Genomic DNA, 23471 nt, shown 5'->3' with positions numbered 1-23471 from the left:
GATGCTTTCCAGCGGAATTCTCCACTCTCGGCCGACTTTAACAGCCGGGAGTTCTCCGTTTGCGATCATCTTGCGGATTTGTTGGCGGGTGGTTTTGAGCTCGCGGCGGCTTCCTTGACCGTCAGGACCCTGGGTCAGACTTCTTTTCCGACTTGTTATTGCCCCAAGGGGAACTGCCGTCGTCGGGAGCATTGCGCTGCTCCTTGTAGATATAATTGTGCAGCTTGCGTACCAGTACCTTGCGGAATCCCCAGTTGCCATACTGGTCTTCCTGCGGTGAAATGTTGTACTTCTCGGCATAGTGCCGGAGCCCGGCCTTGTCCATCTCGAACAGCCGGCAGACCTCGTCGATCGTATAGAAAGCTTTCATATCGTTGTAGTTAATATACTTCATGAGATAGCACTCCTTAAAATGAATTGAGATTTGGCAGGTGGGTGGGATATAGTGCACTGTAATTCACGCTGTATCATCTTAATGTTAATGAAATCACTTGAAAAGTTTCTCTATTCGAATCAGCATAATGCTTTAGACACCAAGCAATATGCTGCTTTCTATTTTATTTTAGGGTTCAGACACATTAGCAGGTGGGAAAAACGTATAAAACGTGCACAACAATTTATATTTTTTTAATGGAATATGTTGGATGCCTGCAATATAATTTGTATCGTGTCACGATGCAGCAGGCAAATGCACGCTAAATTTTCAGGCGCTTGACGCTAAAACACGGGAAATTCTCAGTGCGCAGGGCTTTAATCTGCTTTCATTTGGAGCGGGAAATCATATGCGCCATGAAATCGGTACACAAATGATCATGGAACGAATTTGGAAAGTGCAGGGTATGGAGAGCAGAACCGCACGCTTTCTTGCAGGTCTGTTAGGAAAACATCATCAGGGAAAGCAAGGAGATACTGATCCTGTGCTCCAGCAAATGGCCGCCGAACAGGATGAATTGGAGCATATCATGCGACAGTTTTTCTATGGGAAACGCCGGTTGTTTGGCCTGTTATTGGGCGGGAACGGCAAGGGGGCATCGGTTCCTTGCTACTGGGCCTGACGATTCTTTCCGATTGGATCGCATCAAGTAACATATATGCTCAGGCGGATAATTGGAAAGATGTTCTGTGACCGAATGTTGAGGAGCGAGTGGACCGATTTCTGGATCAAAGCGGTTTGAAACGACAGCAGTTGTTTCAAGTGGGCGCGTTTTGCTCGGTCTGGCCGAATATTTTGTGGGACGGCATGCGTCCCTTGCAGCAACAGACAGAGGAGCTGTTCAATCAGTGTGGCGAAAAGATTTCACTTGTGTTGCTGGAAGCGCCGATGGGTGAAGGAAAAAACGAAGCTGGTTTGTATGCTGCGCTGAAAATAGCACAAGCATGGGAAAAACGGTTTTTTATGTTGCCTTGCCCACGGCGGCAACTTCTAACCAGATGGTGGAGCGTAGGCGTGTTTTGCTTCATATACACGGGCAACAGAGTAATGTTCGATTGCTTCACGCGATGGCATGGTTGGTCGATGAACAGATCGCAGAGGTGGAAGCGTTTCAGACGGAGGACGAACAAATCGCGCGCAAATGGCTGGAGCCGCTGCGCCGTGGGCTGCTGGAAAGTAACGCAGTCGGTACAATAGATTAGGCAATGCTTTTAGTGATGATGGTGAAATACGGCGTGCTTAGGCTGATGGGGTTATCTGGAAAGGTGCGGGTAATCGATGAGTTGCATGCCTATGATGCGTACATGAGCCAGATCCTGCATCGCCTTTTGCAGTGGTGCAAAGCGCTCGAAATCCCAGTTGTCTTATTGTCGGCGACCTTGCCGCCAGCAAAAAAGCAGCAGTTGCTTTCGGCCTACACCACGGAGATCCTGCAGGATCAATATCCGGCAGTAACCGCCGTCACAGCATCTGGAAGACTGCTCGAACGACCAATTACATCGAGTGTAATGCAGCGCAGATCTGTCCGATTTTACACAACGCGGAAAAAATCGCGGAGATGGCCGGAAAACTGACTGCACAGGGCGGCTGTATGTGTGTGCTGCTCAATACGGTTGCGCAGGAAGTGTATCAAGCACTGCAATCACGGTCAGTTGGACAGATATTGTTATTCCATGCAGCTATTCCGCAGGCAGGCGAGACGAAATCGAAGCGGAATGTCTGCTCGCGCAAAGCGAGCACTTATTTTGGCGCTGCAGCGGGGAGGCGTGCTGCAGTCTTGGGGAGAAAGCAGCAAATGGGACACAAGAGATTCGGCAGTGCTGCCCACAAAATCAGGTGTTATCGGTCTGCTGGCTTGCGCCTTAGGATGGGCGCGTGGAGATGAACGAATCGCTGATATGTATGATGCGCTGCAAATGACTGTGCGGGCGGATCGACAGGTCAACCGCATGGTGGATTATCATACTGTGACCGGGAATCCACTGCGCAATGCGGAGGGCAAGCCGCGCAGCACAGGCAATACGATTATTTCCCGCCGGGAGTATCGGCAGGATGCCAGCTTTTTGGTCATCGTTGCAGCGTAGCAAAGGAGGAAACACATGTATCTGACCAGAATTGAACTGCAGCCGCAGATACGGGCTATTCAGCGGGCGTTAACGGACTGCCAGCAGATGCACCGGCTGGTCACTGGGCTGTTTCAGATCGCACGCAAGGATGCGAACATCCTCTGTCGGCTGCGGATAGAACCGGGGCGGACGGCGGTTTACCTCTGTTCAGATATGCCGGTAAACCGTGCCGCTTTGGTACCGGGCATGGTGTTTGGCGGTGAGCGGGATTTGTCAGATTGGTTGCAAGCTCTGGAAAACGGACAGGTCTGGCGGTTTGACCTGCTAGCGGCGCCAACAAAAAAAGTAGCAGCAAAGGACCGGAAAAAAGCCAGCGTCGAGTGCTGCGTGAGCCAGAGGAATGACTTGCGTGGTTGCATCGTAAAGCAGAGCAAGCCAGGTTTGAGATTTTAGGGGCAGAAGAAAAAGAGAGTGTTCACTTGATGGGCACGCATACTTCCAAACAGGGTGGATGCATGTATTGGGATGGCTATCGGTAAGACGGTGTTTTGCAAATTCAACGGCAAGAGCTGTTTCGTCAGGCGATAGCCCGGGGAATCGGCGCCGGCAAGGCATATGGCATGGGTATGATCTTGCTGAGGAGATAGAATAATTAGCCCCGCATGCGCGGGGATGATATCACAACAATCGGGTAAATACCCAATTCTTCGAATTCTCCCAACATCTTGATAAACTCTGATTTTTTGATTCTGGTTTCCCGCTGGACGGCTGCGGGTGATTCGCAGCCGCTCGCCTTTTTCACGATCCGGCGCAGCTTTTTCTTGGCCTTTTCCCGAAAACGTGAAGCTCTGATGATTTCCAGCGCCTGCGCTTGTGAGACAGCCCCGTGTCTTTTCCGGCAGATAGAGTCGGTGCAGGAATTTGTCCAGTTTGTCATCTTGTTTTTCGTACAATTCCAGCAGATGCTTGTTCCATGCGGCATCGTGACATAACTTGCAAATGCGCTTGCGGGACAGCCGCAGCTCCAGACGCAGGATATGTTCTTTGATTTTGACTTTATGGCGCTTTTTCAGTTGTCGTGCACCGAAAACGCACAACTCTTGTTTGCGACCATCCACGCATGTTGATTCGCGCGTTTTCACTTCTCATCAAATTCCGACGCCTGCGGAAAAGGAACGACCTTATTGTGCTGGATCAACCAAGACTTTTGGAATACATTCAGCCATAGCGTAACCTCGGTTTCAAGATCAAAATAGCGATCTTGTATTAGATCACAGCGTGACAGATGAAACCGCATGAGACGTATATCTAACCCTATCTCATCCAGAATGGCGCGCAGGCGCTGTTTCAGCTCTGCCAGCTTCTTTTTGGTCGGGCGAAACAGCCCGATCGGCTGGTATGATCCAGCCAGAAGCGAGGCTGGGTTGACGATCAGCGCAACTCAGTTCGGGTGCGTCAGTGACTGGTGCAGTAAAATCTCAACGCCTTTGTCCTTATAATCTGCGATACAAAAATATCGGTTGAGCGAAAAACGGTCGCGTTTGCCGTGGATGCAGGTATTCTGCGCACGGATATTCTGGATTTCCGAATAGCTTCTGCGGAGTATTAGCGAAAAGGTATGGATTCCGTTGTTGCGTTTCATATTCAGCACCTCTTTCTCTCGCTGGCGCAGTTGGTGCAGCGTTTGCAGATGCTCTGCTCGGTTTGTCCCTGATATTGCAAGACCGGATTGCGCATGCAGCCGGTTCCGAACAGAAAATCCTGCACTTGTTGGAAGTTCTGTCGTATTGTTTTTGCGGCCTGTTTCGAGGTCTGCGCAGTTTTTTTGCCCAGGCTGCGGAAATGCCCTTTTGCTGCAATTCATGCACTTGGTTGTAGATCAATGCCAGCAATGGTTTGATTACCACAGTCAGCCCTTGCAGCACCAATCCAGCTGTCTGGTAAATTGCCGTCTTGCCGGAGGATGTTCCGGCGATGACGATGGTATCCTGTTTGTCGGTCAATGACTTAATCGGTGCCATTTGATGTTTGCGCGGTTTGTCCAAACCCAGTGTATGAAATGCACATTTGATTTCTCGCTTGATATCCATAAAAAATCCTCCTTTGAGAATAGATTTATTCTCATGTTGGAGGATGGTAAAAAGATAATGCTCGATCGTTATGAAAATACAAAAATATTTTGCAATTCATTTGATGCAAACGATCAGGAGAAAGTTGCTATACAACGGTGTCAAGAGTGATTTTTGATAGATTAAGTTATGAAAAGTGTAAAAAGTGAAAATAGATAAGCGGGTTGGAAAGTAATATATGCTGTGGTAAACTGAAGTCAGCTCGTTTCTTTCGCTTTTGCGTTTTCAAGTGCAATAGGAGGTGCGGTATGGCAGTAGGATTTACGGTGAAACGGTATTTGTACACGATTGGCAGCGGTGATTTTCTCCATGCGTTTTTCTCGACCGTATGTGGACGGCTGGAGAACGAACAGTGGGGCAGCAAATATCCCTACATCATGCAGGAGTTATATCAGGGTGAATTGTCTGCGGAACATTTGCAGCAGGCGGCAGAAGAGTTGGCGCAGATTAAACTGGGGCTTGCTCGGTTCACGCCCGATCAGGTGATTTGGGATATCGAGGATCGTTCACTGATGCCGCCATGGGGCGATCAGATCAGCGACTCGATCACAGACCTCAGCAATTACTTTGTGACGAGCAGCGGCGAGGATTTTCTCGACGTGTTTCAAAACGCACTGACCAAGGCGCAGCAGCTCCATGTTCCGCTGCGCATTCAGGCGTTATAGGACGGGGAAAGTCGCCTTGCAATTACTGGTTTGGCGTCCATATTTGGCGTCCACGGCTTGTTTTTGGCGGCCTAACTTGCTGAAGAAACAGGTGCGATTACGCAGAAAAATGGTCATAAACTGCACTTTTGAAGCAGTAATCAGTGGGAATGCAGTCGCGACAAACCCCTCCGACTCCAAAGGCCGTGCGTTCGAATCGCATCGGGCGTACCATAAAAGCCGCTTGTTCTTACGAACAAGCGGCTTTTTTGTGCTTTTATCGATAAACTGATGCCGCCTGTCTCTTTCTTTGGCGAGGGCGGTACCAGAGCCGAGAAAAAGCAGGCGGTAATAGACAAGCTGAAGGGGTTTTTCGCTCGTTTCTTTGGGATCAGCAGATTGGACTGCAATGACGCATGCACCCCAATCCCCTAAATATGGCCGGGATCAGAAATTGGTATCGCGGTCGTAGAAGGCGGTATAGGCGTCCTGCAAGGTTTTGAGCGTGTCCGGATCTTTGCCGCCGATCGGCTGGCCGTCCAGCTCGGTCGCGGCGATGCACAGACCGCCCGAGCTGCTGATGATGACCTCGTCGGCGGCTTTCAGCTCGTCCATCGTGAACGGCGCTTCGCGGGTCGGGATGCCGTTTTGCTCGGCCAGCGCCAGCAGGTGCTTGAGCGTGATGCCCGGCAGAATCAGGTTGTCGCGCGGCGGAGTGCAAAGCACGCCGTCCTGGAGCATCAGGATGTTGCTGTGGGCGCATTCGGTTATCCGGTCGCCGCGGTGGAACACGGTTTCCTGACAGCCGGCCTCGATGCAGCGCTGATAGGCGATGACGCTCGGGATCAGGTTGAGCGTTTTGATGTTGCAGTGCAGGAACCGTGTATCCTCCATCGAGATCAGTTTGAACGTCTGGTCCATCGGAATCAGATCATAAGGGACAGTGAAAATCATCAGATTGGGTTTCACTTCCTTGGGCGGGAAGTTGTGCGCGCGCATACCGGTGCCGCGCGAGCACTGCCAGTACAGCATGCCGTGGTCGGCGTCGTTTAAGTCGATGCACTTTTGCAGTTCGGCGGTCAGCGCTTCGCGCGACAGGTCGAACGGGATCTCCAGCAGGCGGCAGCTGTTGTAAAACCGGTCCAGATGATCCTCGACCGCAAAAATATGGTTGTGTGCAAACGTGGTCGCGTCATAGCAGCCGTCGCCGAAGTATACCGCGCGGTCGAGCATCGGGATCTTCATCTGCTCCAGCGCGCCGATCTCTCCATTATAATAGCCTACATATTGCATGATAAACACTCCTTACGATTGTTTGTTTTTATGCTTGATGATTTTATAACCGCCGATCAGCAGCGTGGGCAGCAGATAGAACAGGATAAAGCCGTACGACAGCAGCGTGTAGCCCTGTTCGATCAGCGTGACGACGCCGATGCGGGAGAGCACGAGCGCCAGCACCAGCGTGATCACCGTGATCAGGCCGCGGCGATGATCGCTCATGCGCTGATGCCCTTTTTCGACCAGCGCCACATCAAACCGGTCGATGATCATGTGAATGCAGCCGGTCGCGGTTTCCACCAGCGTCCAGCCCATGACGATGCTGAACAGGACGAGCAGCGCCGTGCCGCCGTCCGCGGCCACGATCATCTGCGTCCACGGGGTGGCAACGTTCGCGCCGACGATGGAGGTATCGCCGTAGAAGCACAGCATGGCAAAGTAGGACAGGAACCACGGAATGACCATCAGCAGACCTGCGATGATGCCGGAGATCAGCGTTTCGCGGCGCTTGGTCTGGCGGGTCAGCGAGAACATGCCCATCGGGATCGAATTGATGTTATACGCCACATATAAAATGCCGGTCCAGACACAGAGCATGACGGTCGTTTTGCCGTCGAACGCGCTGGTGTCCATGGTGGCGAACACTTCCGGAATGTGGCTGCCGCGCTTGACCAGCACAACGATGGTGAACAGGATGTAACCGGCATACAGCAGGATGGTGCCGATCGACTCGAATTTCTCGATCACCTTGGCGCCCTTGAAGTTGAGCAGACCGCAGAGCAGAACGATGACGACCGAGCCGAGGATATTCGGCAGACCGACCTGCTCAAAAATACTGCCGGTGGCGGCTGCCATGACTGCGATCAGCATAATGGCGATCAGCACGGTCAGGACATCCATCACCGGCCACAGCGGCCCGATGACCTGCTTGATGTAGTTTTTGTAATCGTAGACCTTGTAGATGCGGCAGATCTCGAAGGTCAGGAAAGCAAACAGCGCAAAGCCGATGCCGATCGTCAGGCCGGAGATCCATCCCATCGCGCCAAACTTGGCGCCGTAGGAGAAGATCTCGCGGCCGGTGGCGTAGCCGCCGCCGATCAGAACGGATTGCAGCAATACACCCGGCAGGATGTATTTTGCATACGTCCCTTCGTAAAAACTGTTGGATTGTTTCATCTCTTTTGATTTCCCCTTTGTGTGTGTGATTCGCAAAATTTATTATAAAATAAAAGGAGTCGCCTTGCTCATTCGAAAAATGCATATTATAATTAAGTAAAACTTATTACAAGGGGCGAGACGATGAATCTGCGGCAGCTGGAGTATTTTGTCAGCGTGGCGGAAAATCTCAATTTTACCAAGGCCGCGCAAAAGTGTTTTATTTCGCAGACGGCGATGACGCTGCAAATCCAGTCGCTGGAGGAAAAGGTCGGCGTTGCACTGCTGATCCGGGACAAGCACCATGTGGAGCTGACGCCGGCGGGGCGGGTCTACCTGACCGAGGCAAAGGAGATCCTGGCCAAATCCGAAGAGGCCATCAAGCTGGCGCGCACGGCCGCCAAGGGGTTTATGGGCAGCCTTACGATCGGGTTCATTCGCGGCTATGAGCAGAGCCTGTTTTCCGAAACGCTGCGCGGTTTTCATCAAACCTTTCCGAATATTTCGATCCAGCTGGTGCGTGATAACCTGAGCGCGCTTTACGGTCTGCTGGAAGATGAAAAATGCGACGTGGCATTCAACCTGTCGCCGTACTTCCAGACCTTTCCGCGGCTGAGTTATCGCTTCCTGAAAGCATATCCGTTGATGGCCGTGCTCTATCCCGGACATCCGCTGGCCACAAAGCGCTGGCTGCATTATCGGGAGCTGGCAAAAGAGGAATTCATCATCATGCAGCCCAAGGGGCGGCCGAACGACGAAACCGAGGAGGTCATGCTCTGCTATCATCGCGGCGGTTTTGTGCCCAGGATCGTCTGCTGTGAACGTGAGGTGCAGACCATCCTGCTGATGGTTTCCGCGGGAATGGGGGTTGCGGTCCTGCCGGAATATGCGGTGCGGTATTTCCATGATACCAAAAACCTCAAGATTGTTCCGCTGCTTCAGGAGGATCATACGCCGGAAACCCTGGATTTCTCTATCAGCTGGCTGGCGGAAAACCGCAATCCGGCGATTGAGGAACTGCTCAAGTGGGCGGAGCTGCGCGGCATCACCGAGTAAGCGGCGCGACCGGCGATAGCAGAGGGATCGTGATGATTGTGCATCGCCTGGAAGGCAAATCGGCAGCCGCGGCTTCCGGCCGTACGGACATATCTGCTGATGCCTGGGATGCTGGCTTTGCGTTTGTATTTGGTGTCCGCCATCTGTTTTCCGCGCTGTTCCATCCGGAAAATACACACAATCCGACGCGGGAAAGTTCGCCAACCGAATACAAAAGGGCGCTGCAGAAACGTTCTGCAGCGCCCTTGTTTTTACCGTAATTCACTTTTTTTCAAGCGCAGGTTAACGGCATGCGAAACTGGAAATCGCTTAATTCTCCCATTTCCAGTCGCGGATCTCCGGCATATCAATGCCGTATTCCGTGATATACTGCTTGTGCTCGACCAGCTTGTCGCTCATCTTCTGGTACAGGTAAGCACCGCGATTGCCCAGCTGGGGCAGACGCAGCATCGCGTCCTGTACGAGGTGGAAGCGGTCAATATCGTTCTGCACACGCATATCGAACGGCGTGGTGATCGTGCCCTCTTCCTTATAACCGCGCACATGCAGGTGACGGTTGTGACGGCGATAGGTCAGCTCGTGCACCAGCGTCGGATAGCCGTGGAACGCAAAGATGATCGGCTTATCCTTGGTGAACAGCATATCGTATTCTGCATCGGTCAGGCCGTGCGGATGCTCGCTTGCCGGCTGCAGCTTCATCAGGTCGACCACGTTGATCACGCGGATCTTGACCTCGGGCATCTCCTTGCGCAGGATGGATACCGCGGCCAGGGTTTCCAGCGTCGGGGTCTCGCCGCAGCAAGCCATGACGATATCCGGTTCGCTGCCCTGATCGTTCGAAGCCCATTCCCAGATGCCGATGCCCTGCGTGCAGTGCTTGACGGCCTGTTCCATGGTCAGCCACTGCGGACGCGGATGCTTGCTGGCAACGATGACGTTGACGTAGTTGCGGCTCTTGATGCAGTGATCGAAGCAGCTGAGCAGGCAGTTTGCATCAGGCGGCAGGTACAGGCGAACCACGTCTGCCTTCTTGTTGGCGATGTGATCGAGGAAGCCCGGGTCCTGATGGGTGAAACCGTTGTGGTCCTGCTGCCATACGTTGGATGCCAGAATCAGGTTGAGCGACGCGATCTTCTGTCGCCACGGCAGCTGGTTGCATACCTTGAGCCACTTGGCATGCTGCGCCGCCATCGAGTCGATGATGCGGATGAATGCCTCGTAGCTGGCGAAGAAGCCGTGACGGCCGGTCAGCAGGTAGCCTTCCAGCCAGCCTTCGCACATGTGCTCGGACAGCATGCCGTCCATCACGCGGCCGTCGGTTGCCAGGAATTCATCCGAGTCCAGCTTTTCCGCATTCCAGTCGCGGTTGGTGATCTCGAAGATATGCGACAGGCGGTTGGACATGGTCTCGTCCGGACCGAAGGCGCGGAAGTTGCGGCTGTCCTCGTTGAGCTTGAACACGTCGCGCACATAGGCGCCCAGTTCGATCATATCCTGACCCTCGACCGCGCCGGGCGCCGGGACATTGAATGCGTAATCGCGGAAGTCCGGCAGGCGCAGGTCGCGCAGCAGCAGACCGCCGTTGGCATGCGGATTGGCGCCGATGCGGTGGTTGCCCTTCGGAGCCAGCTCGCGCAGTTCGGGCATCAGGCGGCCGTTCTCGTCAAACAGCTCTTCCGGATGGTAGCTCTTGAGCCAGTCGTTCAGGATCTGCAGGTGCTCGGGCTGATCCATCATGATCGGCACCTGATGCGCGCGGAAGCTGCCTTCGATCTGCTTGCCGTCCACCACCTTGGGGCCGGTCCAGCCCTTGGGCGTGCGCAGCACGATCATCGGCCATACCGGGCGGGTGGCGTCGCCGGTCTCACGGGCGTGCTTTTGGATCGCGAGGATTTCCTCGATGACCTGATCCATGGTCTCGGCCATCTTTCTGTGCATGGTCATCGGGTCGTCGCCCTCGACGAAGTAGGGCTTCCAGCCGCAGCCCTCGAAGTACTTCTGCAGCTCCTCGTGCGAGATGCGGGAGAAGATGGTCGGGTTGGAAATCTTATATCCGTTCAAATGCAGGATCGGCAAAACCGCGCCGTCCGTGATCGGGTTGAGGAACTTGTTGGACTGCCACGAAGTTGCCAGCGGGCCGGTCTCGGCCTCGCCGTCGCCAACCGTGACAGCTGCGATCAGACCCGGGTTGTCAAACACTGCGCCAAACGCATGCGCGATGGAGTAGCCCAGCTCGCCGCCCTCATTGATCGAACCCGGAGTTTCCGGCGCGACGTGGCTTGCGATGCCGCCCGGGAACGAGAACTGCTTGAACAGGCGCTTCATGCCCTCGGTATCCTCGCTCACGTTCGGATAAACCTCGCTGTAGGTGCCTTCCAGATAGGTGTTGGCCACAAAGAAGTTGCCGCCGTGACCCGGTCCGGACAGCAGGATCAAATCCAGATCGTAGCGCTTGATGGCGCGGTTGAGGTGAACATAGACGAAGTTCTGCCCCGGTACCGTGCCCCAGTGGCCTACGATCTTCTTTTTGACCTGATCCATCGTCAGCGGTTCCCGCAGCAGCGGGTTATCCAGAAGATAAAGCTGTCCTGCTGCCAGGTAATTGGCTGCACGCCAGTATGCGTCCATTTTGCGCAGCAACTCGTCGGTCAGTGCGCCTTTTTCTTCGCATACCGCGTTGGTATTGCCTTCCATGATTTGTATTCTCCTCTCTTGCCTGCAATACTTTTTGTTACCGATATTATTGTATACCTCGGTCACTTCACTTGCCAGATTATAATAATTAAAAATTTAACAATCTTTTGGGACGCAAAATTCTCATTTTTATATATTGTGAATAATTTCACAATATATAGCGGAATCGTGTGTCCGTTTCGCCTGGTTCCATGGCCTGCTTGCAGGGGACAGGCCGCTGGGCGGCGTTACTTGGACCGCGCGCGCAGACGTGCCATGGCGCGGGCCAGCGCCGCCTTGGAAAGGTGGTATTCGCGCACGCTCTGGTGCTGGCGCAGCCGTTCTTCGGCGCGCTCCTTGGCACGCAGGGCGCGTGCTTGGTCGATCTCATCCGGGCGCTCGGCGCTGGAGACCAGAAGAATCGCGTAATCCGGCATGATTTCGGCAATGCCGTCGCTGACGACGACCTCCTGCCATGCGCCGTTGACCTGAAAGCGTGCGGTACCCGGTTCGATCGCCGTGACGACCGGCTCATGGCCGGGCTGCACGCCGTACGAGCCGTCGATGGCAGGGATGACCAGCCCCTCGGCGGAACCCACATAAAATTGCTTTTCCGGCGTGATAATTTCCAAATAAAACAGGTTTTCCATCAAACCGCCCCTTGTGCGCGCGCTTTTTCGCAGACCTCATCCACGGTGCCGACCATGGCAAACGCGGACTCCGGATACTCGTCCAGCTCGCCGCCCAGCAGCGCCTCAAAACCGCTCAGGGTCTGTTCCAGCTTGACATAACGGCCTTCCAGACCGGTGAAGGGCTCGGCGACAAAGAAGGGCTGCGAGAAATACTGCTGCATGCGGCGCGCGCGGTCTACCGTCTTGCGGTCCTCCGCGCTCAGCTCTTCCATGCCCAAAATGGCGATGATGTCCTGCAGTTCGCGGTAGCGCTGCAGCAGCTCCTGCGCGCCGCGCGCGACCGTGTAGTGCCGGTTGCCGAGCACGTCGGGCTCCAGAATACGCGAGGTCGATTCCAGCGGATCGACCGCGGGATAAATGCCCTGCTCGGCAATCTTACGCGACAGTACGGTCGTCGCGTCCAAGTGCGAGAAGGTGGTGGCCGGCGCCGGGTCGGTCAGGTCGTCCGCCGGGACGTAGACCGCCTGCACCGAGGTGATCGCGCCGTCCCGGGTCGAGGTGATGCGTTCCTGCAGCGCGCCGACTTCGTCGGCCAGGGTGGGCTGGTAGCCGACCGCGCTCGGCATACGGCCCATCAAAGCCGAAACCTCGGAGCCCGCCTGTACATAACGGAAAATGTTATCGATGAACAGCAGTACGCTCTGCTTCTGGCAGTCGCGGAAATACTCCGCCATGGTCAGACCGGTCAGCGCCACGCGCATACGGGCGCCGGGCGACTCGTTCATCTGGCCGAAAATCAGGGCGGTCTTGTTCAAAACGCCCGATTCGCCCATCTCGCGCCACAGATCGTTGCCCTCACGCGTACGTTCGCCGACGCCGGTGAAAATCGAATAGCCGCCGTGCTCGGTGGCGATGTTGTGGATTAGTTCCTGAATCAGGACGGTTTTGCCGACACCGGCGCCGCCGAACAGGCCGATCTTGCCGCCGCGCGCATACGGCGCCAGCAGGTCGATGACCTTGATGCCGGTTTCCAGAATTTCGGTGGTGGGGTTCTGCTGCTCGAACGGCGGGGGATCGCGGTGGATCGACCAGCGCTCCGGGCTGTCTACCGCGCCCTTGCCGTCGATGGGATCGCCCAGCACGTTGAACATGCGTCCCAGCGTGCTTTCGCCGACCGGCACGCGGATCGGGTTCCCGGTCGACACAACTTGATCGCCTCGGCCCAGTCCTTCGCTGGGGGAGAGCATGATGCAGCGGACCGTGTCGCCGCCGATGTGCTGCGCGACCTCCATCGTCCGTTTTTCGTCTCCAACCATCACGCAGAGAGCCTCATTGATTTCAGGCAGGTGGCCGCCGTCAAATTCCACATCAACGACCGGGCCGGCTACCCGCACTATGATGCCTGTTTGCTCCATATTGTTTCCTCGCTTTCTATGCGCGACTGCCATCCGCCAAAAAGCGGATGACGCGCGCCGGCTTGCTCCGCCGTTGCTGCGGCAGGTCGTTTTCTTGGGTTTGTGCGCCGCCGACGATTTCGGTGATTTCCTGTGTGATCGCGGCCTGACGCGCACGGTTATAGCGCAGGGACAGCGTTTTGAGCATATCACGCGCGTTGTCCGTTGCGGTGTCCATCGCGGTCATGCGGGCGTTCTGCTCCGCGCAGAAGGACTCGACCAGTGTGCCGAACATCGTGCCCTTGACATAAGCCGGCACGACATGGCTGAGCACCCGGTCGGCCGAGGGCACATAGGTCACCATCTGCCGGTAGGGGCCGGATTCGCCTTGCCGCGGCTCCCACGGGAAGGCGTCAATATCCAGCGGCAGCAGCTTGCGCACCTTAGGCTCGAGCCGCACAGGGGAGACCATCTCGGTATAGATCACATAGACCTCGTCCAGTTCCCGCGTGCGGAATAACCGGATGAAGGTATCGGCAATATCGCGGGCACGCGATACCGTCGGGTCCTGCGCGGTATACATAAATTCGCCGTCCACCGGGATGTTGCGCGCGGCAAAATAGCTGCGCCCCATCTGTCCGATCAGGAAAAGCGTCGGATGCGCAACTTTGGCCATGTGTTCCTCCGCCAGACGGAGGACGTTGTGGTTGTATGCACCGGCCAGACCCTTGTCACCGGTGATCACGATAAAGCCCACCTTGTGCTCGGCCACATCTGTCCGCTTGTCGAAATAGATGTGCTCGATTTCGGGCGAACGGTGCAGGATATCCGAAATCGTGGAGGTGATCTTCAAAAAGTACGGCTCCACGTTGTTCAGCTGCTGCCGCGCTTTGCGCAGCTTGGAGGACGAGATCAGATACATGGCGTTGGTGATCTTCAGGGTCTGCTGGACGCTGCTGATGTGCGTGCGGATTTCTTTTATGCCTGCCATGCCGCACCCACCTGCTTTTTATACGCTTCCAGCGCCTCGCGGATCTGTTCTGCCGACGTGCCGCTCAGGGTGCCGGTCGACTGGATCTCGCTCGTCAGCGCATCGGGCAGACTGTCCGCAAAATCGCGGACAAACTGGTTGACCCGATCGAGCGGGACATCGGAAAGCAGGCCGCTGGTCGCGACATACAGGATGACCGCCTGCTGCCACACCTGCAGCGGGTGGCAGAGCGGCTGCTTGAGGATTTCCATCAGCTGCTTGCCGTGCGCCAGCGTGCGGCGGGTGTCCTTATCCAGATCCGAGCTGAACTGGGTGAATACCTCGAGTTCGCGGAAACGGGCCAGATCGATGCGCAGCGTGCCGGCCGTTTTCTTGACCGCCTTGGTCTGTGCGGCGCCGCCGACACGGGAAACCGACAGGCCGACGTTGACGGCCGGGCGCTGGCCCGCAAAGAACAGATCGTTTTCCAGATAGATCTGGCCGTCCGTGATCGAAATAACGTTGGTCGGAATGTACGCGGATACGTCGCCCGCCTGGGTTTCGATGATCGGCAGGGCGGTCATCGAGCCGCCGCCGTATTCCTTGGTCAGGTGGCAGGCGCGCTCGAGCAGACGCGAATGCAGATAGAATACGTCGCCCGGATAGGCTTCACGGCCGGGCGAGCGGCGCAGCAGCAGGGACAGCGTACGGTAAGCGACCGCGTGCTTGGTCAGGTCGTCGTAAACGATCAGCACGTCCTTGCCCTGTTCCATAAAATATTCGCCGATGGCAGCACCCGCATAGGGCGCAATGTACTGCTGCGGCGCGGAATCCGATGCCGTCGCTGACAGGATAATGCTGTATTCCAGCGCGCCGTGCTTCTCCAGCGTGCCGCGCAGCTTGGCAACCGTGGAGGCCTTCTGGCCGATCGCAACATAGATGCAGATGACACCCTGACCCTTCTGGTTCAGGATGGCGTCGACCGCGATCGACGTCTTGCCGGTCTGACGGTCGCCAATGATCAGCTCACGCTGGCCGCGGCCGATGGGCACCATCGCGTCGATGGCGAGAATGCCGGTTTGCAGCGGCTGTTTGACCGGTTCACGCGTAACAACGCCCGGCGCTTCGCGTTCGATCGGGCGGGTCTCGGTGCAGTCGATCGGGCCGAGGCCGTCGATCGGCTCGCCCAGCGCGTTGACCGTGCGGCCGAGCATCGCGTCGCCGACCGGTACGTCGGCTGCGCGTCCGGTGCGCCGCACCTGCGAGCCTTCGTGCAGGCCGGCTTCGCTGCCGAGCAGGACGACGCCGACGCTGTCGCGCTCCAGCCCGAGCACGATGCCGCGCACCCCGGTTTCAAATTCCACCAGTTCGCCGTATACGGCGCGGCCCAGACCGTACACGGTTGCGATGCCGTCGCCGATTTCGAGCACCGTGCCGGTCTCGTCCCGGCGCGTGCGGTTATCATATTGTTCAATCTCCTCGCGGAGGATGGATATAATTTCATCAGAATGATTCAACAATTTTCACCCCTTTTGCAGGCTCTGTGCCAACGCATGCAGCTGGCCGCCTACGCTCTTGTCATAGGTAATGCCGTCCAGTTCGGCGACAAAACCGCCCAGCACCGCCGGGTCGATGACGATTTCCATGGTCATGGCCTGATAGCCATGCTTGCGGCACAGCAGCCGCGCCAGTTCGCCCAGCTGTTTTTCGTCCAGCTCGCGGGCGCAGCGCAGCGTGCACAGGCCTTCCTTGTTTGCATGCAGTTCGAGCAGACGATATGCGTCCACAATTTCGGGAAGCAGGGCCATCCGGCCTTTTTCCGCAAGCATTTTATAAAAATGCAGCAGGTTTTCGCGCTCGGTAAAGTCCGGAAGCCGGTCGAGCACGGCATGCTTTTCCCGCACTTCCACCGCCGGGCTGCAAAGCGCTTCCCACAGCGGTGCGCATTCGGTCAGATAGTCGGCCGTGCGCCGCAGCTCCTCCAGCGTGCCGCCGGATTCGCGCAGCGCAGCCGCATAGCGGGCCGCCACCGTGCTCATAATGCGTCACCCGCTTCCTCCTGCAGGAAGGAATCCAGCATGCTGCGGTCGGTTTCCCCATCCAGACGGCACTGGGAAACCTTGGCCGTGGTCAGCAGCACCAGCGCTGCAATTTGCTTTTTGGCGTCCGCCAGCATGGCAGCGCGGTCGGCTTCCCGCTGCTGCGCCGCCTGCGCGTTGAGCCGCTGTACGGCCTGTTCGGCCTCGGCAACGCGGCGCTCATATTCTCGCTCCCCGCGCTGCTTGGCAGCGGCGATGATGCGGGCCGCCTCGCTCTGGGCCTGCGCCAACTGCTCGTCCGACGACGCCTTGCTCTGCTCGGCCTCGGCCAGACGGCTTTCCGCCCGGTCGAGCGTGGCGGACACGTCTTTGGCCCGCTCATCCAGCATTTTGGTGACCGGCCCGAACAGGAATTTCTTCATCAGCAGGAACAGCACCAGCAGGTTGACGAATACCCAGATAATTTGCGCGTTCAGATTCAGGATCATCCGATAACGCCCCCGATCAGGACATGAAGATGAGCAGGATACCGATCAGGAAGCCGTAAATCGCCGTCGCCTCAGCCAGTGCACAGCCGAGGATCAGATTCTTGCTGATCTGGCCGGCGGATTCCGGCTGCCGTGCGATCGCCTCGGAAGACTTGCCCGTTGCAAAACCAATGCCGATGCCCGCGCCAATACCAGTCAGAACCGCGATGCCCGCGCCAATTGCAATACCCATTTTTATTTCCTCCTAATTCTTTTTGTTGTCGAAAGTGGATTACTCGATGGATTCCGCCAGGAACAGCGTTGTCAAAAAGACAAACACAATCGCCTGGATCATGCCGTCAAACACGTCAAAATACAGGCTGAACGGAATCGGGATGATGGCCGGAACGGCCAGCTTGATGAGCTCCATGATCACGAAGCCCGCGAAAATGTTGCCGAAAAGACGCATACAAAGCGACAATGGGCGAATGCCGATCTCCATGATGTTGAGCGGCGCCACGATTGCCACCGGCGCCCCGAACTTTTTCAGACCGCCGCCCAGCCCGTGATAACGGAATTGTGCGCCGTAGATCAGCACCGCGCTCATCACGGCCAAACCGGCTGTGACGTTCAGGTCTTTGGTCGGCGGTGCAACGCCGAACAGGCCGGACACATTGGCCACCGCCAGATACAGGCCGACCGTGCCCAGATACGGCGCGAACGTGCGCCAGTGGGCTTCGCCGAGCGAGTCGCGGCAGAAGTTGTTGATAAAGCCAACCAGCATTTCCGCGGCCATCTGTCGCCGTCCCGGCCTTTTGCGCATCCCGTGCGTCAGCCAGATCGCCGCCAGCACGAGCACCAGCATGATCGCCCAGGTCACAACGACGGATTCCGGCACCGGAATGCCGCCGTTTAGCGGGATCTCAAACGCCGTATGCGTCTGCAGCTGCGCATTGAGTTCCGCTTTGATTGCCTCCAACAGGCATCACCCCTTTTGGTTTTTAAACTTTGGACCTATTATAGCGAGAGAAATGTGAAATCGATCGCTTACGAAAGTAAAAAAAATAAAATGCGCAAAATGCCGGTTTCTGTCGGTGCTGTCCGATTTAATTTGATGCGATTCGCCTATTGTGTTAGAATGGGGAAATGCGATATGGAACGATAGGAAGGAAGAATCTGGATGAAAAACAGTACTCCGTCGCTGCAACTCTATGGGCAGATCCGCAGGATTTTGGTGGTCTGCATCTGTGTGACACTGCTGCTGGCCTTTTGCGCCAGCCTGTGGATCAGTCTGAAACAGGATGCCAAAGTGCGCGATCAGGTGCTTTTAAGCGCGGTGCAGGTGGCGGCAGGCACTTCGCTGCTGACCGAAGAGAACAATGCGGTGCGGCTGCAGCAATATGTGGAGCACACGGTGCGCGAGGTGCCCAACATTGATGTATTTGCGGTCTACGATGCCGACGGCACGCCCATTGCGTTTTATGATCTGGATTCGCAGTCGAGCGACCTGTCCGGCCTGTCCGCATTGAGCGAGGATGTTCTTTCCCATTTCCAGTCGGGCGGCAGCACGATGCTGTATAACCACGAAGCGCCCGCCAATGCGGACCGGTGCGCATACGCCGCCGTTTATGATAACAGTGGCCAGGTGAGCGGCTTTACCATGGCGGCGATCTATATGCAGTCCATTCACCTGACCGTGCTGCGTACCCTTGCGGTGCACCTGTTCATCGCCGTCGCGGCGCTGATGCTCGGCAATCTGCTCAGCCTGCGCCTGACCCGGCACATCAAGCAGGAACTGCTCGGCTATGAGCCGGATGCCTTCCGCCATCTGTTTTTGCAGCGCAGCGATATCTTAAACGCGCTCGACGAAGGGCTGCTGGCCATCGACCTGACCGGCTGCATCACCTATCTCAATCAGTTCGCGGCCGATCTGCTCAAGACGACCCCGCAGGAGGCGCTCGGCCAGCCGCTCAGCGCGTTCTATCCCGGTTCTACCATCGCGCGCGTCATGGAGACCGGCTGCGCAGAATATAACGTCAATCTGGAATCCATCAAACACATTGCCGTCCTCTCGGACCGCATTCCGCTTTGGCGCAACGGGAAGATCGAGGGCGCGGTGGCGATTTTCCGCAACCGCACCGAAGTCATTCAGCTGGCGCAGGACCTGACCGGCGTGCGTCACATTCTGGAAGCTTTGCGCTCTTATACGCATGAATTCACCAACAAGCTGCATGTGATTCTTGGCCTGCTCCAGCTCGGGGAAATCAAACAGGCCGAGGACTATGTGCTGCAAATCACACAAACCCGCGCGCAGTCCATCCGCTTTATTTCCGACCGCATCCACGAGCCGTCCATCGCGGCGCTGCTCATCGGCAAAGCCTATCGTGCCGCCGAACTGGGCATCCGGTTTGGGCTCACGTCGTCCAGCCAGCTTCGGGTGGACAATCGGTATATGCCGGCCGGGGGACTGGTGACGGTCATCGGAAACCTGACCGAAAACGCCTTTGACGCGCTGCGCAATGTGCCGGATTCGGTGCCGCGCGAGGTCACGGTCAGCATTCAGGACGGAGAACACGGTCTGCTGATCAGTGTGGACGATACCGGCCCCGGCATGCCGCCCGAAACCGTCCGGCGCATCTTCGAGCGGGGCTATACCACCAAGGGGACGGGGCACGGCACCGGCCTGTCGCTGGTGCAGGATATGGTTTCCGCCTATCACGGCGCCATCCGGGTCGAATCCGAACCCGGGGTCGGCACATCGTTTATCATCACCGTCAACGATCCCTATTAAAGGAGCAGGAGAGAACCATGTATACTGCTGTTATTATTGAGGATGACCCGATTATCACCCGCCTGAATGCGCGCTATATCGATCTGGATCCTCGCTTTACCGTTGTGAAAACCTTTTCTTCCGCCAATCCTGCGTTGGTTTATCTGCAAAATCACGCGGTGGATTTGATTGTGCTCGATGTATTTATGCCGCAGATGAACGGCTCCGAACTGCTGCACATCCTTCGCGTGAAAGGCGTCAACGCGGATGTCATTATGGTCACGTCCGCAAACGATGCGGAAACGGTGCAAACTATGATGCGGCTGGGCATCATCGACTATCTGGTCAAGCCGTTTGCCTATGAACGCTTTCAGCTGGCGCTGGAGCACTTTTGTCAGCGCCGTCAGGCGATACAAAACGGCACGATCGACCAGAGTTTGCTCGATCGTGCGCTGTTTTCCGATGCGCACGGCAATCTTGCTGCCTCGACTGCAGCGCCGCCCAAAGGGTTGCAGGCCCAGACGCTCGAGCGGATCGAGCGCTATCTCCGCTCCAAGCCTGAAGAGGCGCACACCAGCGATGACATCGCCTCGCAAGTCGGCCTGTCGGTGGTGACCGTGCGCCGCTATATGAATTATCTGTCCGAACAGCATATTGTCGAAAGCGAAATGAATTACAGCACCGGCGGCCGCCCCTGCATCGTGTACCGCTGCTTACCGGAGCAAGGGTAACCGGCTGCCGCAAAACACGGGCGGCGCGTAACAACCGCTGTGTTAAGGCAAAACAAAAGGGCTTGGTGTCTGCCATGGACAGACAACAAGCCCTTTTCGCCGCGGGAACGGTATGGTTTTATCCGGACAGCGCAGCGCCGATAGGCGCAGGCATCAAACGTTATCTTTGCGGCTTTTTGCTATACCGACGGCTGCGCGCATGTGCGCAGAAAATCCCGGATCTCAAAGGCGGTCAGCAGCTGGAAACAGGCCGCCGGGTCGTCCAAGCGGTAGCCCAGCTTGTCGCGCAGGATGGTGATCCGGTGGCTGATCGTGTTGCGGTGGAAAAACGACTGCGCCGCGATGGCCTGAATGCTGCCCTGATGCACCAGATACAGATACAGCGTCTGCGCAAAGTCGCTGTCATGCCGGGCGTCGTAGTCCAGCACTGCGCCCAGCTGTTCGCGCACATAGCCCTCCAAAAAGGCGCGGCTCGGCACCTCGAGCAGCAGACGGAAAAAGCCCATGTCGTCGTAGCTGGCCCGGCTCTGTGCCCGGCTTTTGCCCCAGCGCAGCGCGGCCTGCGCCTGTTCCAGGCTGCGCGCCAGCAGGTCCAGACTGGAAACCTGCCCGCCGATCCCGGCCGCGACTGTCCGGTTGGGAAACCGCGCTTGCAGCCCGGTTTGCAAGGCTTCGACTAGCTGCTCTACCGTGTCCCGTCCGTCAGCCCGGCAGACCAGCCACGGGTTGGGCTGATCGAGCAGCGCAAAGGCCGGAAAGGGCAGCAAAAAGCCGGAAATCCAGTCGCGCAGCACCGGATCGGCCGGGGTTTCGGGGGAGAGCTGCAGCTGCACGACAGAATACGGCCCCTGCGGGGCAAAGCCCTGATCGGCCAGCAGCCGCAGCGCCGGGCCCTGTGCAGCCTCGCGGTCGAGCAAGGTCAAAAAGGCCCGCCCGATGGCCTCATCGCGCCGTGCGTCGGTGAAAATGCGGTCGCAGTAATCCCGGGTGATATCGTAAATGTGGATATGCCAAGGCATCACAAACAGCGGGAAATCCTTGGTATTGCAAAAATCCAGCACTTCCTGCGGGATGTTCCGCCGGTCCAGATACGGCCCTTCGTTGATGATTAGGCCGCAGGCGTGCTGCCGGAAAATGCTGTCCAGCAGGTGCAGCAGCCAGCCCTCGCTTTTGCCGCTGAGCACGCCGGTGGTGAGGATCAGCTCCCCGCCGTAGAGAAAATCCGCGGTGGTGTAATCCTCGGAAACATAGACCCAGCGCATGCAGCGGTTCAGTCCCCGTTCTCCGGCCAAAAGCTGCAGCTGAAACCGCTGCCGGGTGTCCGCATAGACGTCGCGCAGCAACAGTGCCACAGGCACCGCCCCCTTTCGACAAACAGTATAGCACAGTTGTGGTCGATATACAATCGATTGGTTCGCGGTGCTGTATCGGCTGAATGCTGTTGTGCATATAGCACAATGAAACGGCATTTGATTGGGACGCGCGCCCCTTGCCTTGGCGGCGCAAATCTTCTATACTGCATACAGAATAAAAACACAGCAGCGGCTGATGTTCGGAGAATGCAATGACGCATTTTCGGGATATTGGCGGCTGTTTTTTTGCAGAACAGGAGGTTTTTCATTATGCTGCGAGAAGCTTTGCCCGAAATCATCACCGAAACCCTGCCGGGTCCCAAGGCGCAGGCCATTCTGGACCGCCGCCATGCGGTCGTCCCTAACGCCATCGGGTGCGTGTATCCGGCCGTCATCGAGCGCGGCGCGGGCGCCATCATTGAGGATGTGGACGGCAACCGGTTTTTGGACTGGATCGGCGGGGTCGGTGTGCTCAACATCGGCTATTCGCACCCGGAAGTCGTCCAGGCCGTGCAGGCCCAGGCCGAGCGGTATTTCCACGCCATGATCAACGTTGTCACCCACGAAGGCTACATCGCGCTCGCCGAAAAGCTGTGTGAGCTTGCGCCCGTCCGCGGCGAACACAAAAAGGCCTTTTTCGCCAATTCGGGCGCCGAAGCCGATGAAAACGCGGTCAAGGTCGCCCGGGCATACACCAAACGCCCGAATATCATCGTCTTTTCGGGCGCCTTCCACGGCCGCACCATGCTGACCATGTCCATGACCTCCAAAAAGGCTTACGCGGCGGGCATGGGGCCGCTGCCCGGCGGCGTTTTCCGCGCGCAGTTCCCGTATTATTACCGCAAGCCGGCCGGCATGCCGCAGGAGGATGCACTCGCTTACTACATGCAGTCGATTGATGATGTGTTCGAGCAGTGCGGAGCTGCGGACACCATTGCGGCCATCGTGGTCGAGCCGCTGCAAGGTGAGGGCGGCTTCATCCCCGCGCCGATCGAATGGGTCAAGGCGGTGCGCGCGGTCTGTGATAAGCACGGCATTTTGCTGGTCGCCGACGAGGTGCAGACCGGTTTCTGCCGCACCGGCCGCATGTTTGCCAGCCAGTACTGGGCCGAGGCGGGCGTGCAGCCCGACCTGCTGACCACGGCCAAGTCGATCGCCGGCGGCGTGCCGCTGTCCGCCATCGTCGGCCGGGCCGAAATTCTGGATGCCCCGGCGTCGGGCACCATTGGCGGCACCTATTGCGGCAATGCACTGGCCTGCGCTGCGGCGCTCAAGGTCATCGAGATCATGGAGCGCGATCATCTGGCCGAGCGTTCGCTCGAGATCGGCAGCCGGGTCATGGCGCGCTACCGGAAACTGATGGAGCAATACGACTGCATCGGCGACGTGCGCGGTCTGGGCGGCATGGTCGGCATCGAATTTGTCACCGACCGGGCGAGCAAGACCCCGGACGCGGCGCTGACGTCGGCCGTCATTCAGGCGTGCGCCGCGCGCGGTTTGCTGGTCGAAAACGCGGGCACCTACGGCAATGTCATCCGCCTGCTCGCGCCGCTGGTGATGACCGACGCCCAGCTGGAAGCCGGACTGGATATCTTCGCGGACGCGCTGGCCGCGTGCACCCGTGCCCGCTGACCCGGATTTTGTGGTATAATACCTCTATCGGACCAGTACCGCATGGGGAG

At 57.1% G+C, this 23471-nt stretch carries 25 protein-coding genes and 2 pseudogenes; 11 read left to right on the top strand and 16 right to left on the bottom strand.

Going from position 1 to position 23471, the window contains the following annotated elements; genetic code table 11:
• Positions 1-69 (bottom strand): annotated as a pseudogene (locus EJL02_RS14405) (helix-turn-helix domain-containing protein); the annotation flags it as partial.
• A gap of 52 nt (positions 70-121) precedes the next feature.
• Complete coding sequence (locus EJL02_RS03530) at positions 122-394, bottom strand: MerR family transcriptional regulator (protein ID WP_125115014.1); 273 nt, start codon at positions 392-394, stop codon at positions 122-124.
• A gap of 277 nt (positions 395-671) precedes the next feature.
• Between EJL02_RS03530 and EJL02_RS03525 the strand changes: the two are divergent.
• The 5 genes and pseudogenes from EJL02_RS03525 to EJL02_RS03510 all read left to right on the top strand — a co-directional run.
• Positions 672-1055, top strand: a pseudogene (locus tag EJL02_RS03525) (HD domain-containing protein); the annotation flags it as partial.
• A 433-nt stretch (positions 1056-1488) separates the two neighbouring features.
• The gene (locus EJL02_RS14115; RefSeq protein ID WP_164510262.1) at positions 1489-1635 is read left to right on the top strand and encodes a hypothetical protein; all 147 of its coding nucleotides are present in this window, start codon (positions 1489-1491) and stop codon (positions 1633-1635) included.
• Between the two features lie 12 nt (positions 1636-1647).
• Complete coding sequence (locus tag EJL02_RS03520) at positions 1648-2007, top strand: hypothetical protein (protein WP_125115012.1); 360 nt, start codon at positions 1648-1650, stop codon at positions 2005-2007.
• A 99-nt stretch (positions 2008-2106) separates the two neighbouring features.
• Positions 2107-2517, top strand: coding sequence for a type I-E CRISPR-associated protein Cas5/CasD (gene cas5e / locus EJL02_RS03515; RefSeq protein ID WP_125115011.1), 411 nt, complete (start codon positions 2107-2109; stop codon positions 2515-2517).
• 15 nt (positions 2518-2532) lie between these two features.
• Positions 2533-2952: a type I-E CRISPR-associated protein Cas6/Cse3/CasE gene (locus tag EJL02_RS03510; RefSeq protein ID WP_125115010.1), complete on the top strand. Its 420-nt coding sequence runs from the start codon at positions 2533-2535 to the stop codon at positions 2950-2952.
• Here the strand turns inward: EJL02_RS03510 and EJL02_RS14400 are convergent.
• The gene (locus tag EJL02_RS14400; RefSeq protein ID WP_243114387.1) at positions 2949-3641 is read right to left on the bottom strand and encodes a hypothetical protein; all 693 of its coding nucleotides are present in this window, start codon (positions 3639-3641) and stop codon (positions 2949-2951) included. The genes EJL02_RS03510 and EJL02_RS14400 overlap by 4 nt on opposite strands.
• 351 nt (positions 3642-3992) lie before the next feature.
• Positions 3993-4589: a DEAD/DEAH box helicase gene (locus EJL02_RS03495; RefSeq protein WP_125115007.1), complete on the bottom strand. Its 597-nt coding sequence runs from the start codon at positions 4587-4589 to the stop codon at positions 3993-3995.
• A gap of 287 nt (positions 4590-4876) precedes the next feature.
• Here EJL02_RS03495 and EJL02_RS03490 point away from each other — a divergent pair, with 287 nt between their 5' ends.
• Complete coding sequence (locus tag EJL02_RS03490; protein ID WP_125115006.1) at positions 4877-5293, top strand: immunity 70 family protein; 417 nt, start codon at positions 4877-4879, stop codon at positions 5291-5293.
• 426 nt (positions 5294-5719) lie between these two features.
• Here the strand turns inward: EJL02_RS03490 and EJL02_RS03480 are convergent, their stop codons facing one another.
• Together EJL02_RS03480 and EJL02_RS03475 are read right to left on the bottom strand one after the other, a co-directional pair.
• Positions 5720-6565: an aminotransferase class IV gene (locus EJL02_RS03480; protein WP_125115005.1), complete on the bottom strand. Its 846-nt coding sequence runs from the start codon at positions 6563-6565 to the stop codon at positions 5720-5722.
• Positions 6566-6577: 12 nt separating this feature from the next.
• Positions 6578-7726, bottom strand: a complete 1149-nt coding sequence (locus EJL02_RS03475; protein ID WP_125115004.1) for a YkvI family membrane protein — start codon at positions 7724-7726, stop codon at positions 6578-6580.
• A 123-nt stretch (positions 7727-7849) separates the two neighbouring features.
• On the opposite strand from EJL02_RS03475, the gene EJL02_RS03470 reads away from it, so the two are divergent.
• Together EJL02_RS03470 and EJL02_RS03465 are read left to right on the top strand one after the other, a co-directional pair.
• Positions 7850-8761, top strand: a complete 912-nt coding sequence (locus EJL02_RS03470) for a LysR family transcriptional regulator (RefSeq protein ID WP_125115003.1) — start codon at positions 7850-7852, stop codon at positions 8759-8761.
• A gap of 29 nt (positions 8762-8790) precedes the next feature.
• Positions 8791-9021: a hypothetical protein gene (locus tag EJL02_RS03465; protein ID WP_164510260.1), complete on the top strand. Its 231-nt coding sequence runs from the start codon at positions 8791-8793 to the stop codon at positions 9019-9021.
• 49 nt (positions 9022-9070) lie between these two features.
• Here EJL02_RS03465 and EJL02_RS03460 read toward each other — a convergent pair whose 3' ends face one another.
• The 9 genes from EJL02_RS03460 to EJL02_RS03420 form a co-directional block, all read right to left on the bottom strand.
• On the bottom strand, positions 9071-11455 hold the full coding sequence (locus tag EJL02_RS03460) for a phosphoketolase family protein (RefSeq protein WP_125115001.1): 2385 nt from the start codon (positions 11453-11455) through the stop codon (positions 9071-9073).
• Positions 11456-11682: 227 nt separating this feature from the next.
• Entirely contained in the window at positions 11683-12084 is a 402-nt protein-coding gene (gene atpC / locus EJL02_RS03455) for an ATP synthase F1 subunit epsilon (protein ID WP_164510259.1), read from the bottom strand.
• The gene (gene atpD, locus EJL02_RS03450) at positions 12084-13481 is read right to left on the bottom strand and encodes a F0F1 ATP synthase subunit beta (RefSeq protein ID WP_125114999.1); all 1398 of its coding nucleotides are present in this window, start codon (positions 13479-13481) and stop codon (positions 12084-12086) included. The genes atpC and atpD overlap by 1 nt, the downstream gene beginning before the upstream one ends.
• Before the next feature lie 16 nt (positions 13482-13497).
• Positions 13498-14451 (bottom strand): ATP synthase F1 subunit gamma, encoded by a 954-nt coding sequence (gene atpG, locus EJL02_RS03445; RefSeq protein WP_125114998.1) that lies wholly within the window; start codon positions 14449-14451, stop codon positions 13498-13500.
• Positions 14439-15947 carry a F0F1 ATP synthase subunit alpha gene (gene atpA / locus EJL02_RS03440; protein ID WP_125114997.1) on the bottom strand — a complete coding sequence of 503 codons (1509 nt, stop codon included), beginning with the start codon at positions 15945-15947 and terminating at the stop codon, positions 14439-14441. The genes atpG and atpA overlap by 13 nt, the downstream gene beginning before the upstream one ends.
• A 6-nt stretch (positions 15948-15953) precedes the next feature.
• Complete coding sequence (gene atpH / locus EJL02_RS03435) at positions 15954-16469, bottom strand: ATP synthase F1 subunit delta (protein WP_125114996.1); 516 nt, start codon at positions 16467-16469, stop codon at positions 15954-15956.
• Positions 16466-16957, bottom strand: a complete 492-nt coding sequence (gene atpF / locus EJL02_RS03430; RefSeq protein WP_125114995.1) for a F0F1 ATP synthase subunit B — start codon at positions 16955-16957, stop codon at positions 16466-16468. The genes atpH and atpF overlap by 4 nt, the downstream gene beginning before the upstream one ends.
• Positions 16958-16973: 16 nt before the next feature.
• The gene (atpE, locus tag EJL02_RS03425) at positions 16974-17189 is read right to left on the bottom strand and encodes an ATP synthase F0 subunit C (protein ID WP_125114994.1); all 216 of its coding nucleotides are present in this window, start codon (positions 17187-17189) and stop codon (positions 16974-16976) included.
• 39 nt (positions 17190-17228) lie between these two features.
• Positions 17229-17915, bottom strand: a complete 687-nt coding sequence (locus EJL02_RS03420; RefSeq protein WP_125114993.1) for a F0F1 ATP synthase subunit A — start codon at positions 17913-17915, stop codon at positions 17229-17231.
• 201 nt (positions 17916-18116) lie between these two features.
• Between EJL02_RS03420 and EJL02_RS03415 the strand changes: the two genes are divergently transcribed.
• Positions 18117-19727, top strand: a complete 1611-nt coding sequence (locus EJL02_RS03415) for an ATP-binding protein (protein ID WP_125114992.1) — start codon at positions 18117-18119, stop codon at positions 19725-19727.
• 17 nt (positions 19728-19744) lie between these two features.
• Complete coding sequence (locus EJL02_RS03410; protein ID WP_125114991.1) at positions 19745-20437, top strand: response regulator; 693 nt, start codon at positions 19745-19747, stop codon at positions 20435-20437.
• A gap of 179 nt (positions 20438-20616) precedes the next feature.
• Here the strand turns inward: EJL02_RS03410 and EJL02_RS03405 are convergent, their stop codons facing one another.
• Positions 20617-21789, bottom strand: coding sequence for a PucR family transcriptional regulator (locus tag EJL02_RS03405; protein ID WP_164510258.1), 1173 nt, complete (start codon positions 21787-21789; stop codon positions 20617-20619).
• A 270-nt stretch (positions 21790-22059) separates the two neighbouring features.
• Here EJL02_RS03405 and gabT point away from each other — a divergent pair, with 270 nt between their 5' ends.
• Positions 22060-23421 carry a 4-aminobutyrate--2-oxoglutarate transaminase gene (gene gabT, locus EJL02_RS03400; RefSeq protein ID WP_125114989.1) on the top strand — a complete coding sequence of 454 codons (1362 nt, stop codon included), beginning with the start codon at positions 22060-22062 and terminating at the stop codon, positions 23419-23421.
• Positions 23422-23471: the final 50 nt, after the last annotated feature.

It is taken from the genome of Agathobaculum sp. Marseille-P7918, assembly GCF_900625105.1.
Classification (GTDB): domain Bacteria; phylum Bacillota; class Clostridia; order Oscillospirales; family Butyricicoccaceae; genus Agathobaculum.
The sequence above is the reverse complement of the archived record's forward strand: the minus strand, read 5'-3'. Positions and strand labels throughout refer to the sequence as shown.